General features: G+C 62.4%; 10 protein-coding genes. 8 read left to right on the plus strand and 2 right to left on the minus strand.

Annotated features, from left to right (window positions below):
• Both OXG98_00310 and OXG98_00315 read right to left on the minus strand, forming a co-directional pair.
• Positions 1-376: carbon-nitrogen hydrolase family protein (locus OXG98_00310; GenBank protein ID MCY3770456.1), on the minus strand; the 376-nt coding region annotated here is incomplete at its 3' end.
• A gap of 175 nt (positions 377-551) precedes the next feature.
• The gene (locus OXG98_00315) at positions 552-3,026 is read right to left on the minus strand and encodes a CehA/McbA family metallohydrolase (protein MCY3770457.1); all 2,475 of its coding nucleotides are present in this window, start codon (positions 3,024-3,026) and stop codon (positions 552-554) included.
• Between the two features lie 153 nt (positions 3,027-3,179).
• On the opposite strand from OXG98_00315, the gene OXG98_00320 reads away from it, so the two are divergent.
• The 8 genes from OXG98_00320 to OXG98_00355 all read left to right on the plus strand — a co-directional run.
• A complete protein-coding gene (locus tag OXG98_00320; GenBank protein MCY3770458.1) occupies positions 3,180-4,349 on the plus strand; it encodes an ATP-binding protein in 1,170 nt (389 codons plus the stop codon).
• Positions 4,350-4,525: 176 nt separating this feature from the next.
• Positions 4,526-4,888 carry a cupin domain-containing protein gene (locus OXG98_00325; protein MCY3770459.1) on the plus strand — a complete coding sequence of 121 codons (363 nt, stop codon included), beginning with the start codon at positions 4,526-4,528 and terminating at the stop codon, positions 4,886-4,888.
• A gap of 8 nt (positions 4,889-4,896) precedes the next feature.
• Entirely contained in the window at positions 4,897-5,826 is a 930-nt protein-coding gene (locus tag OXG98_00330) for a sugar phosphate isomerase/epimerase (protein MCY3770460.1), read from the plus strand.
• 103 nt (positions 5,827-5,929) lie between these two features.
• Positions 5,930-7,936, plus strand: coding sequence for an acetylxylan esterase (locus tag OXG98_00335; GenBank protein ID MCY3770461.1), 2,007 nt, complete (start codon positions 5,930-5,932; stop codon positions 7,934-7,936).
• A gap of 1,291 nt (positions 7,937-9,227) precedes the next feature.
• Complete coding sequence (locus OXG98_00340; protein MCY3770462.1) at positions 9,228-9,437, plus strand: hypothetical protein; 210 nt, start codon at positions 9,228-9,230, stop codon at positions 9,435-9,437.
• The gene (locus OXG98_00345; protein MCY3770463.1) at positions 9,434-9,817 is read left to right on the plus strand and encodes a hypothetical protein; all 384 of its coding nucleotides are present in this window, start codon (positions 9,434-9,436) and stop codon (positions 9,815-9,817) included. The genes OXG98_00340 and OXG98_00345 overlap by 4 nt, the downstream gene beginning before the upstream one ends.
• Positions 9,814-10,194 carry a D-Ala-D-Ala carboxypeptidase family metallohydrolase gene (locus OXG98_00350; GenBank protein MCY3770464.1) on the plus strand — a complete coding sequence of 127 codons (381 nt, stop codon included), beginning with the start codon at positions 9,814-9,816 and terminating at the stop codon, positions 10,192-10,194. The genes OXG98_00345 and OXG98_00350 overlap by 4 nt, the downstream gene beginning before the upstream one ends.
• 59 nt (positions 10,195-10,253) lie before the next feature.
• On the plus strand, positions 10,254-14,216 hold a 3,963-nt coding region (locus OXG98_00355; GenBank protein MCY3770465.1), incomplete at its 3' end, for a hypothetical protein.

The raw sequence follows: 14,216 nt of genomic DNA on the forward strand, positions 1-14,216 counted from the left end.
GGTCCACGTCAAACAGGTGGATCTTGTCGTAGCGCGCGCGGATCTCCCCCTGGTCGTCTACCAGGAAACCGCGGTTGATGAGCCGGCCGTCGAGACCGTCCACCGCCACCGAGCCGATGAGCGTCCACACGCCGGCGTTCCGCGTGAAATCCCGCAGGGCCGCGACCACGGGATGGCCTGCCTCCGGCGCCGATGGCGGACAAATCATGCCGTTGTCGGTCCTGAGGCCGCCGCAGAACTCCGGCAGGCACACCAGTTCAGCGCCCTCCGCCACCGCGTCGCCCGTCAGGCGGCAGGCGACCTCGATGGCCTCGTCAAAGGTCGCGGAAGCAGGTGTCTGTACACAGCCGATACGTACTTCGTTATTGGATTTCATGTCGCGCTCTCCTATTAGCTCCTGTGATCTCCTAATGATCTACTGATGACGTTCGCCCGGCGCTGTAAAGTGTGATCGGCGGACGCCGCTCATTCCGCCCAGTCCATTCCACCCGGGCCGCTCATGACGATCTGCCGACGCTGCAAAGAACGATCGCCCGGCGCTGCCAAGGCCCCTAATGCGGAATCCCGAGCAGGTGCATCCTCCGGTGAATCGCCTCCCGGGCCTCGACAAAGGGTCGCTCCAGGTAGGCGAGATGATCTTCCTCGCCGTGATGGTGCGTGGCCGTGCCGGGCTCGTGCCGCGCCGCGGTCCGGCGGATGTACTGCAGGTCGCCGTCGATGAGGGTGAGCATGTACTGGGCGGCGTCCTTGTCGAACATCCACCACTCGCCCCCGCAGGCGACGTAGACCGGCGAGGTGTGGGCGAAGATCCCCCGTCCCCAGCCGTCGTGATGGGGCACGCTCGTGTAGTCCGGCCCCGCGCATCTCGCGGCCAGCCAGGTGTGTCCGTCCACCTTCACCCGCGCCTTCAACTCCAGCCTGCGCGTTCCTTTGCGGTCCTCCGTGGAGGCCACGACCCGTCCGCCCTGGACGATTTCCAGCGTATGGATCGGGAAGATGCTCTCCGACCAAGCCTGGACCTCCACCGTTCCGGGACCCGACACCTGCACGGTATCGCCGACCTGGTGGCCGTCCACGGAGAGGTGGATGATGGGGCCGCCGCTGTGGAAGGTGCGCCCCTGCGAGACGGCGTTGCACCAGTTGTCGTAGGTGAAGTTCTGGTCGGGCATGTAGGCGTAGGTGCGGTACAGCCCCACCGGCACATCGCTGCTCATCTTGTCCGTCCCGCCCACGAGCGGCAACTTGTAGCCGCAGTTGAGATAGCGGTAGTACTCGATGTGGTTGAAGGGCTGGTGGCGCAGCATCTCGACGCCGTCCACGCGGCCCGTGGCGATCAGCGCCGCGGGCTCGCCGTTCGGATTCGGAAGATGGGGGATGATGACCGAGCCGCCCTGGGCGTGGCACTGGTCCGCCCAGTCGCTCATGGTTATTTCGAGGGTTCCGCCCAGTTCGGCCTCGCCGGGACCGTCGCTGCACCAGGGCATTACAGGCTCTTTCAGGCCCCACAGGATGAGGTGGCCCAGGAAGTGCTGGCGGTTCTCCTGACCGACGTAGACGATGTTGTTTCCGTCCTGGGAAACACTCGGCCGGCCCGTGAAATCCTCCGTGTTCGTGAAGAGATTGCCCCACTGCGAGGGGAGCAGGTTCACGATGTTCAGGTCCTCTCCCTGGGATTCCGTGTGACTGCCCTGTGTCGAAAGGAAGTGGACGTGCGAATCCCCGCTGTACCACCCTTGCGCGTTCATGTTCACCCAGCGCTTGAGCCGCAGGGTCAGTTCCTGCTGCCCGGGTTCGATCTTCACCCGGGTCCGCAGCGGCTCGTACTCGAACCCCCGCGCCACGTCCACGATGACCTCGCCGCGGGGCAGCCACCCCTGGCACTTGCCGTCGATGTACGCGTAGGTGATCTGTCCCAGCCGGAGGTCTCCGCCGATGTCGATGTGCCAAGTGTCCAGGTTGGAATTGACCTGGTTGTGGTGGCCATAGGGCTGGTAGGGGATGCCTTCCGGCGAGCGGAAATGCACGCGGCACGGAACCGGCCTTCCCGTGTCGTCATCGAGGACGGTAACGTTTACCCAGTTCCGCCCCCGGTCGAGGAGTTCCACGCGCATGCGCGGCGTCTCCACCACCTTCTTCTGCTCGACGTCGCCCCATTTGACCGCGCCGACGGTTTCCTCGCCCTGCTTCACCGTCACCGTCGCGGACGGGATGGCCGCCACTTCGACGTAGGCCGGGCTCGACTTCGGGTTCTGCGTCTCGCCCCACCCGGCGAAATCATCGCCGACGAAATCATCGGCCGAAGCCTCGGGCAACGGGTGAACGTAGGACGCGACCCCCCGGTCCACGTCCACGCGCAGGTCGAAGGGCTTTTCGGCGTCTTCGGGATCGGTCAGCGTAAGGCGCGCCTCGCGTTTTCCCTGGCGGACGAAGGGATGCTCGTTGGCCTGCGAGACCGTCAGTCCGGCGATGATGAACCGGGGACCTTTTGGAACGACCTCCAGCGACTCGATCTCGTGATCGGGATGGGGGTTCCGCCAGGCCCAGAGAAAATATCCCCTGGAATAGTCTCCCGTGACTTCCGTCTGACGCCGGCCCATGTCGCCCCAATGCCCCTCGTGGCGCCGCATCTTGACCTGACCCTGATCCGGGAGCGCAACGAAAGGCTTTCCGCCCAGGGAAATATGGGCGATTTCAAAGCGTTCGCGGATGGGAACGCGGATTGCCTCTTCGCCCGCCAGCCGGAACACGTAGTCCGCGACGGGGATCCCCAGCGGGCCGCCTTCCATCAGGTCGGACTTCAGGAGGCGATGGGCGAGGATCAGGCCGGTGGCCCGGCTGTTGACCGGAATGGTGACGCTGCCGGAGGCCTTATCGAACGCGATGAAACAGTTCGCGGGATCGTCGTTTACCCGGAAGGGAAGGCCGCGGCACAACTGATCGCCGATGGGCGTGTTGGGCTTCTCCTCCAAGACGTCGAGTCCTGCGTTACACAGGGCGGAAAGGTCGAGGGGCAGGTAGTCTGGCATGTGGGGAGCCTCTTTCCGTATCGAACGTAGGGATGCTTGCGGCGTTTTAAAGCGTGTTTTTGTACAAATTTCAAATTGAACTTGAAAATTGTACAGTAATGCCGGTATTTTGATCTCGTGCGGGTGTATTAAACAAGAACCGGGACTGTTGCCATGATTTCAAGACAAATCGCCGGCGAGCTTCCAGCAACAGCGGCAGAATTCCCCGTGGTGACCATCATCGGGCCGCGTCAGGCGGGCAAGACCACGCTGGCGCGGATGCATTTCCCCGACCATGCCTATGCGAACCTGGAAGCGCCCGACGCACGCCAGCTTGCCATGAGCGATCCGCACGCCTTCTTCTCCCAGTTTCCGCCGCCCGTCATAATTGACGAGATCCAGCGCGTTCCCGAACTATTGTCCGTCATCCAGGTCCTCGCCGACAGCAGCCGGAAACGCGGGCAGTTCATTCTCACGGGCAGCCACCAGTTGCGTCTGCAGGAAGCGGTTTCCCAATCCCTGGCCGGCCGAACCGCCCTCCTCCGCCTGTTGCCCCTGTCCATATCGGAACTCGAAACCGCCGGCATCCACTGCACGCGGGACGAGTACATCCACCAGGGGTTCATGCCACGGCTGTACGACGAAAACGTCGATCCGACCCGACTATACCGCAGCTACTGTCAAACTTACATCGAGCGCGACATCAGGCAAATGATTAACATCCGAAGGCTGACGGATTTTGAACATTTCATGCGTCTGCTTGCCGGTCGCGTCGGCCAGGTACTGAACCTCCACGCGCTGGCCGGCGACCTGGGCGTGTCGAGCACCACGCTGAAGGAATGGCTGTCGGTACTGGAAGCATCGCACGCCGTCTTCAGGCTGAATCCCTATTTCGAGAACTTCGGCAAGCGCATCATCAAATCGCCGAAGGTCTATTTCACCGATGTCGGACTGGCTTCCTACCTGCTCGGCATCGAATCGCCCGCGCATGCGTCCCGGGACCCGCTGCTCGGCAATCTCTTCGAGAACATGGTCGTCATCGAAGCTTTGAAATCCAGACTCAACGCGGGCAGAGAACCCGAACTCTACTTCTACCGCGACAACCGGGGCGATGAAGTCGATCTGTTATTCAGGCGGAACCGGCAGCTGATCCCCATAGAGATCAAATCGGCCATGACCTTCAATACGGAATTCGTTAAGGGAATCACGCGATTCCGAAAAATCGCGCCCACTGCTCAGAAGGGGTACGTCATCTATGCGGGAGAGCTCACCCCGGACCTGCCTCATGCCCGTGTACTTCGTTTTACCGAGGTGAATTCCATTATTCAGGATTCCGAGCCATGACGTTACCTGGGATCACACACGTTCCCATTGATCCTTGATGTGATCTTAAGGCGGTCGTATAATGCACTTTTGTAAAGTCATATGAAAAAGGTCCGCAACTTGCGATGCTCGGATAACCGCGACTTTCGATGGAATATCCGTTCAACGCAACTCCACGAAAATCAGAAAGGACCCCCATGGCCCACCACAAGGCCCTGCTGAATAGCGGATTCCTCCTGCCCACCTGCGAGAAGCACTTCCATGACCACGACGAGACCTGGCTGATCCTGAAAGGAAGCGGGACGGGTTTCTGGATCGATCACGACGGCAACCGGGAGGATTTCATCCTGGAAGCGGGGGACGTCTGGATGATCCCCGCGGGTTTCGAACACGGCAGCGACGGGACGAACAGCGAAGACTTCACGATCAATGTCGTCGACGGGACGAAACCGCCGGGGTGTCACGAGCACGCCCATTACTACATCGAGCAGGAAGGGTACATCCCCTCGCTGCAACTGGTCAAGACGCCGACGGACCGATACGCGTCCGCGACGGAGTAAGGCGCGGCATGGACCTCAGTTTTTTCACGAGCGCGGGAGGGGATGCCTGGTCTCTCGATGAATGCGCCCGGTGGGCGAAGGAGAACGGATTCGACGCGGTGCGGCTTTCGGCCGGCGGCGCCGTCGACCCGGAGCGCGTACTTGCGGACGGACCCGGCGAAGTCAACGACACCCTGAAGTCTCACGGCGTCTATCTCGCCGCGCTATCGGCCCACAACAACCTCCTGGACGACGACGCGGAACAGGCGGACGCGGCGGAAGACCGGTTGCGCAAGGCCATCCTGGCGGCCTCGGCCCTGGGCGCGCCGGTGGTCGTCACCCATGCGGGCAGCCCGGTGGGCTGGCATTTCTATGGACAGTTTTCCTCACCTCCGGGGAATCCCGGCGACCGGTCCATGGAACTGGTGGAACGGTTCCGGGCGCGTTATGAACCCATCGTAGAGCTGGCCGAAGACCACGGCGTCACCATTGCCCTGGACGGCGCGGTGCGCATGGGCAACATCGCCTGTAACCCGGAGATGTGGGAGCGGGTGCTCGACGCGGTGCCGTCCGATCACCTGGGCCTTTCCTGCGATCCCTCCCACTGGCTGTGGATGATGATCCTGCCCGCCGAGGACGCCATCCGCATGTTCGCGGGCAAATGGGTCTACGCGGACGTGAAGGACGCCGAGGTGAGTCCTGCCATGCTGTTCCGCCAGGGCATCATCGGAAACTGGTGGTGGCAGTACCGCGTGCCGGGCCGGGGCCAGCTCAATTGGGGCACGGTCATCGGCGCACTGGTCGAGTCGGGCTATGACTACGTCCTCTGCGTCGAGAACGAGGACCGCGGCATGCCGGGACTGCCCGGATTCGCCCTGGGTTGCCGCCATCTTCGCCGGTTCCTCCCGCCCGCCGGCGCGGAATGCCAGCGGCCGGACGGGCCCTGGAACGTACCCTGAGCAGATTTTGCTTGCCTGCGCCGCACACAACCGCACGCGATGCGAACGCTCCCAGCGCGTACCCGGCGGCGCATCGCTTGATGTTTATCCTTCGGAGCCCACCATGTACAGTCATGATCCCCTGCCCCCCGTCGATCGCCGCGGGACCGAGATACGCCACCTGAACCTGTCCTGCGAATTCGTCGCGCCGGCCACGAAGGAAGCCTGGGAGAAGCGGGCCCGGTCGCTCCGGGAGCACATCCTGGTCAGCATGGGGCTCTGGCCGAACCCCACCCGGAGTCTGCTGAACGCGGAGATCACGCACCGGGTCGAACGCGAAGGATACAGCATCGAAAACGTGCGGTTCCAGAGCCTGCCCGGTTTCTACGTGACGGGAAACCTGTACCGTCCCGCCGGCGACGAGGGCTCCGGCGACGAAGACCCCCGCCCGGCCATCCTGAACCCCCACGGGCACTGGACGGAAGGCAGGCTGAACCACGAGCCTGACGGCTCGATCCCCGCGCGGTGCATCAACTTCGCCCTTCAGGGTTACGTGGCCTTCGCCTGGTCCATGGCCGGCTACAACGACAGCACGCAGTTGGCGCACCGGACGTTCGGCGACGACCGGAAGCTGCTCTGGGGACTCAGCCTCATGGGGCTGCAGCTCTGGAACGGCATGCGTTCCATCGATTTTCTCCAGTCGCTTCCGGACGTGGACAACAGCCGCATCGCCTGTACCGGGGCTTCCGGCGGCGGCACGCAGACCTTCCTGCTCACCGCCGTGGACGACCGGGTGAAGGCCGCCGCACCCGTCAACATGGTCTCGGCGCATATGCAGGGGGGCTGCATCTGCGAGAACGGCCCCAATCTGCGTATCGACACGAACAACATGGAAATCGCCGCCCTGGCCGCGCCGCGGCCGCTCCTGCTGGTATCGGCAACGGGTGACTGGACGGTCAACACGCCCGTGCTGGAGTACCCGGCCATCCGCGCGGTCTACGCGCTTTACGACGCCGAGGACTGCCTGACGGAAGTACAGATCGACGCGGGCCATAACTACAATGCCGCAAGCCGCGAGGCCGTATACGCCTGGTTCGGCAAGTGGATGCTGGAGGAAGAAAGCGACGATCGGTTTTCTGATCGGACCGTAGAGGTGGAACCGCCGGAAAGGATGCTGGCCGTTACGCCCGAGACGAAACCGGACGTCTGGATCGACGAAGACGGCCTGACGAGCGGCTGGATCGAGCGGGCTCGGAAACAACTCGACAAGATGAAACCCGCCGACGCTAAGTCCCTGCGCAGATTCCGGCAGGTCATGTCGGCCGGATTCCGATCGATCATCGGATCGCCCGACAGGTCCGATGACGATTTGGTCGTGACGCCTCGGGGCCGGCACCGCGCCGGGGTTTGTGCCATCCACTCCGGGTACATGGGCCGGAGGGACCACGGCGACCGGGTACCCTATACCGAGTTTCGACCGCCGGGCCTCCCCCGGGGCGCCGTCCTCGTCGTGCATCCCGGGGGTGCGTCGGCACTGACGCAGGATAATGGACGGGATCCCAGACCGCTGATTCTGCACCTCCTGGGAAAGGGCCGGCTGGTCCTGGTCGTGGACGTGTTTCTGACGGGTCTGGCGGATGGTGAACCGGAGACCGGCGAGCCGGACACCGGGGAGCACGCCTACTTCTCGACGTACAACCGCACCGCAACCGCCAACCGCGTGCAGGACCTCCTTACGGCCGTCGCCTGGCTCAGGCGCTCGAGCGAATCTACGTCGGTATCCCTGGTCGGCATAGGCGCTGCCGGACCGTGGTGCCTGCTGGCCTGCGGGCTTTGTCCGCAGATTACCCGGGCCGTGATCGATGCCGGCCGATTCGATACGGACAGCGATGAGGAGTACGAGGAGAAACTGTTCATACCCGTGTTGCGCCGCCTCGGGGGCCTGGCCGCGGCGGCGGCGCTCGCGACCCCCGCCGAGTTGTACCTGCACAACACCGGAACCGCGTTTCAGACCGATGAAATAGAAGCGGCCTACCGCGCGGCGGACGCGCTGGACCGGCTCAGAGCGCAGCGTGCCCCCGCGGATATGCGTCAGGTCATCGCGTGGACGGTAGAAGGTTCCCGGGGATAGCGCTGGCCCCGCGAATCAGCCGCGAATCAGCCGCGAACCGGCATTGTACAATTGTACAGTTGCCCAATGAGTATCGCCCGATACCTCGTCGCAGATCACATCCGTACCCGGCCCGGCCGACCGCAACAGCGACTCATACCTGGACCGCGCTGCCAGGGCCGTTTTTTCTGCGTGCGATCCGGCCAGGCCCGTGTCGGCCAGGTGCGTTTTTTCTGCGTATGCGTTTCGCCTCAAGCATTCCACGTAACAATTCCCGTTCCCTCTGAAACCTTTCTCCGGAATGCCCTTGATGACCGCGCGACCCGTCCGGTTATCATAACTTCCTACCGCTTACCATAACTTCCGGATCCCGCCTTTCACGCGACACAGGCAAAATCAAGCGGCTTCCAATTTATGAATAGTTCAAACATGTAAAATCTCTTGACAGACGGGAATAATAACTAAACATATGTTTTGTACATATTTCATTTCTACTTTCCGTACAGGGACTGTAGCGTCCCCGTACGATTCATGCCGTCCGGGAGGACGGAGAAAGGTCTTGTCTCATGACAGACAACAATACACCCAAATGCTGTGGCCGGTTCATGCTTCGCGTAATCGACGAACGTTCCTACTGGGACTGCCCTGTGTGCGGAACCCGCCGGGACCGTGAGGGTACGATCACGACGCCGGGAGATCCGGATGTGCGTACTAATTCCCTCTCGGATCAGAGAGTCGCCGCGAGGGAGGACGCAAGGCCGGATGAACCGCATGCCGGAAGAAGCGGGAACGAGGCCCCGGCCGGCGGCCCCGCGGGTCCCACCCCGGTTACGGACCACCAGCCCCGGTGCTGGAAATGCGGCCGCGTGCTGGGCAGATACTTCTCCCGTCCCTGGAGCATCAGGTGCCGCAGGTGCAAGGCAACGAACCAGGGCGCATTGAAAGGAGCTTGAGTCATGCATTCGGGAAAATAGAACGAATGTTTTTTGAAAAACCCTCTTGACAGATATACAAAACATATGTATAGTACTGTCATCCTGCCCGTGCAACGCGCACGGGCCTGATTGAAAACTGAATCAGAATACCCTCGCGTCCCTTAGCGGACCCGCACCCCGCGGACCTTCAGCGTCCCCGTGCTACTTCTGATCCACCCACGGCACGGGGATTTTTTATGCCCTTACCCGACAAATCCGATTTCTCGCCCGCACGGCAAGAGACGCGCCCGGCCGGAATATGCGCCGGGGCGCTGGCCCGTTGCGGCGTTCTGTTCACTTCTCTGCCTGCCGCGAGGCAGGATCGGGAGCCACTCGAAATGCCCGAGAACGTCTCGGTCTGGATCGTCGTCATCGGCGTCCTGGTCGCGCTATGGATTTTCATCTTCAAGTTCATCGCACCCTTCGTGGACCGCATGACGATGCGCGAGGTCCGTCTGTCGAAGATCGAACGGGACATCGAGAACCTGACCGCCAAGATCGATCTGATCTACGAGGTCGTGCTCGACCGGCACAAGGAGCAGGAATGAAGTGGCAATACGCGGATGCGAGATTGGCCGGCAACGGTCCCGACGCAGGCGCAAGGGTTGCCGGGGAAGGTCCGAAGCCCGCACACGGCGGCCCGTCCGGCGCCGTCACGCAGTTGGAGGGGAAGGAGCGATCCATCCGGGTAGCGGCCCGGGGGGCAGGCGTCCTTCCATTTATCGCAATGAACGCGGACGCCGGCGATCCCGCACGGGACACCCCGCGCCCGATCTCCGCCGGCGGAGCGGGCGCGAGACCCCGGGTCGCGGGTTTCGCAGGGCGGAAGCGTTCGTATCGTTCACCGCAGTACACAAAAGGTCTTCCTTCCCCGGAGGCGCAAGGCCCCTCCGCGCCGGGGAGGGAAGACGAGGAGGTTTGCACATGAAGTCATGGCCGCACTTCCCGAACCAGGTCCTCTCCTCGCCGGACACCGGCAGGCACGAGATGGACGAGCGCTTCATGCTCAGGCTCGTGCTGTTGCGCGAGGAACTCGGTTTCCCTCTCATCGTCACCTCGGCGTACAGGTCGCCGGAGCACAACGCCAGGGTGGGTGGCCGGCCCCGTTCGGCCCATGTGGCCGGCCGGGCCGTCGACATCGCGATCTCGGGCGACAGGGCGCACCGGCTCGTGCGCATGGCGCTGATGCTCGGTTTCACCGGCATCGGCATCAGGCAACGGGGGGACTACAGGAGCCGCTACGTGCACGTCGACGATCTCGACAAGGCGCCGGGCATACCCAGGCCGGCGATATGGAGCTACTGACAACCCGGACCGGGCGAGGGCCCGGCCGGTACCCACTCATCTGCCAACAGGTGCATACCATGAAAGGATACATCATGCTTCGCGTCTTACTATGTTTCATGCTGCTCGCGTCGTGGCCGGAACCGGCCGCGCGAGGGGCGTTGCCGGGGACTCCGCCTTACCCGGCGGCGCCGCAGAACCGGGCGCCGCAGACGGTCAGCTACATCGACGTCGGGACGCTTTACGTCGGCGGGTCTTCACAGACGGTGAACGCCTCGTCTTACTTCTCAGATCCCGACGGAGACACCCTCACCTATTCGGTGAACAACCCGAGTCCGTCGATCGCCACGGTGAGCATCTCGGGAAGCACCGTCACGGTCGCGCCCGTGGCCGTGGGCAACACGTCTAAGATCGTCGTCACGGCGAGGGACCCGGGCGGCCTCACCGCCACCCAGGACTTCAACGTCACGGTGCAGAATCCCCCGCCGCCCCCGCCGCCGAACCGGGCGCCCACGGCGGTCGGATCCATCACCGACGTGACGCTGCAGGTGGGCGGCTCTTCGGCCACCCGAAGCGTGTCCGGCAAGTTCTCCGATCCCGACGGAGATACCCTCACCTATTCGGTCAATTCGCCTTCTTCGACGATAGCGACGACGAGCATCTCAGGGAGCACCGTCACGATCGCGCCCGTCGCCGCCGGCACGACCGGAAAGATCGTCGTCACGGCCAGGGACCCGGGCGGTCTTACCGCCACCCAGGACTTCACCGCCACCGTGGAGGCGGCCCCGCCGCCACCCCCGGCGAACAGGGCGCCCACGACGGTCGGATCCATCTCCAACGTGACGCTGCAGGTGGGCGGCTCTTCGGCCACCCGAAGCGTGTCCGGCAATTTCTCCGACCCCGACGGAGACACCCTCACCTATTCGGTCAACGACCCGAATCCGACGATCGTCACGGTGACCATATCGGGTAGCACCGTCACGATCGCGCCCGTCGCCGCCGGCACGACCGGCAAGATCGTCGTCACCGCCACCGACCCGGACGGCCTCACCGCCACCCAGGACTTCACCGCCACCGTGGAGGCGGCCCCGCCACCCCCGCCGACACCCCCGGTTAACAGGGCGCCCACGGCCGTGGGGGACATTTCAGATGTCACCCTCAGCAAGGGCGGCTCCTCGGCGACCCGAAGCGTGTCGGGCAAGTTCTCCGATCCCGACGGCGACACCCTCACCTATTCGGTCAACGACCCGAATCCGTCCATCGTCACCGTGACCATCTCGGGTAGCACCGTCACGGTCAAACCCAAAACTACCGGGTCAACGGGCAAGATCATCGTCACGGCCAGGGACCCGGGCGGCCTCACCGCCACACAGGACTTCACTGCCACGGTGAGAAACAACCCGCCGCGGCCCGAGGGAGACATCTCCGATGTAACCCTGTACAAAAACGGAAAGACAAAGAGCGTCTCTGTCTCGGGCAAATTCACCGATCCCAACGGCGACGCGCTCACCTACTCGGCCTCATCGTCCAAAACGAGCGTGGCGACCGTCAGCGTATCCGGCAGCAATGTAACCGTCACGTCGGGGGCAAAAGGTACTGCCACGATCACGGTTACCGCGACCGATACCGACGATGCCACCGGCGAGCAGGAATTTGACGTCAGAGTGATAAACACGCCTCCGCGACTGCAAAAAATCATCCCTGCAATGACGTTCCACAGAGACCAGGCTGCTCAAAGCGTAGACTTGTCAGATCACTTCAGCGATCCTGATAACGACGCCCTCACCTATACCGCCTCGTCGGGCGATTCGTCCGTGGCCACAGTCAGCGTCTCGGGCAGCGATGTATCTGTTGATCCCGGTGGACTTGGCTCTACCAGCATAACCGTGACGGCCGAAGATACGGATGACGCAAGAAGACAGCACAGCTTCAACGTAGCGGTAGAAAACAGGCCTCCCAAAGTTACGCGGGGCATATCTGACATAACGCTTAACAAGAACAGTTCGACAAGCATCGACGCATCCAGCCATTTCTCGGATGACGACGGTGATCCAATGACGTTTTCGGTCGTTTCGGCCGACACGAACATCGTCACCGCAAGCGTGCCAGAAAGCACGGTGACGATTGATTCCAAAAATGACGGTGGCAGCGCGACCGTTACGGTGACCGCCATGGACGCACATAACGGATCCGTATCGGATACCCTTACCGTCACTGTACTTAACAGAGCCCCGCAAGCTAGCGGTTCATTCAGTTCCGTCATGCTCCATAAAAACGGACACGCTCAAGGCGTCGACGTTTCGGGCAAATTCACCGATCCCGACAGCGATTCGCTCACATACAGCGCCTCGTCGAACAATACGGCCGTGGCCACCGCCAGTGTGTCCGGCGACACCGTAACGATTGTTTCCGGCAATTCGGGAAGTGCGACGATAACGGTGAAAGCCGAGGACATCGACAAGGTTTCGGCTACACAGACCATCAGCGTGTCCGTGATGAATCGCGCTCCGGAGATTGTGGACAGCATTGCAGACGTAAACCTCAGGGTGGGCGGCCCGGCGGAGAGCTTCGACGTCTCGGGCAAGTTCTCCGACCCGGATTCAGATACGCTCACCTTTTCGGTAGACGACCCGGATACTTCAATCGCCGCAGTCAGCATATCCGGCAGCGAGGTGACGGTGGCCCCCAGATCCGAAGGAGAGATCGGAAAGGTCACGGTAACCGCAACCGATACCGAAGAGGATTCCATTTCGGAGGATTTCAGAGTCGTCGTGGGGCCTGAACAGACTACACCGCCGTCCTGTCCGACGGCAAACACCGTGCCCGTCACGGTCCCGCCTATGTCCGCCGGCGGGGATTCGGTAAAGGTCGACGTTTCGGTCTACTTCACGATTCCGTCAGGCGTCACCGCGACCTACGACGTAAACGATCCCAATTCGGATGTAGCGACATTCAGCGTATCCGGGGACACGCTGACCATTACGCCCATCGGTCAGGGGTCCATCGGGAACGTCAACATTACGGCGAGCGCCACCGGGTGCACCGACGTCTCGCGGGCCTTCGAGCTTACCGTGGGTCCCCCGAAAGATACTACGACGCCATCCTGTCCAGCCGCAAACACCGACGACATTATGGTCCCTTCGGTGTGCGTGGGAGGGGGTTCGGTAACGATGGATGTATCGTCCTACTTCACGATACCGGAAGGCGTCACTCCTACCTACAGCGTCAACAACCCGGATTCGACGATTGCGAATGTAAGCGTATCCGGGGACACGCTGACCATCGAGCCCAAAACCCAGGGACATACCGGAAAGGTCACTGTCACGGCGACCGCGACCGGATGCGACAATGTCACAAGGGATTTCAACGTAACCGTCGAAGCTGCGCCTTCGGCTTCCGAATGTCCCGCGGTAAAGCAGTCTCATCCCAGCCGAAACGTGTCGTTGATAACTGGCGGAAACGCTGTCGATGTAAACCTCAACGCCCATTTCACCAACCTGGGCGGGAGCAATGTAACCTACACGATCGAGTCCTCGAACTCCGGCGTGGCGACAGCCAGTCGGACGGATACCACACTGGCTATATCTCCCGGTATCGCCGGTACCGCTCAGGTTACGGTTACGGTTTCCAGATGTGGATGTGGAACCGGAGTCAGCCAGGTATTCAACGTCAGGGTGGATCCGCCGCCGCCCAACTGTCCGGGAACAACCGACCCCATACCGGCCCAGAAGCTTACTGACGGCGGAGATCCGGCCGGGATAGATGTATCCGGATACTTCACCTTACCTGTCGGCTTCACGCCCGTATACGCGGCCTCGTCTTCGGATACCAGTATCGCGACGGCGAGCATGACGGGAAACACACTGACGGTCAGTCCCGTGGGCGCCGGAGCGGATGCCATAACGGTAACGGTCAGGATCACCAATGCCGATGCAGGATGCGGAGTTGTCGCGCAGTCCATTATGGTAACGGTGTCGCCTTCCTGTCCCGGAACAACCGGCTCCATACCGGCCCAGGAGCTTACCGTCGGCGGAGATCCAGCC

It is taken from the genome of Gemmatimonadota bacterium (assembly GCA_026706345.1).
GTDB lineage: Bacteria > JAAXHH01 > JAAXHH01 > JAAXHH01 > JAAXHH01 > JAAXHH01.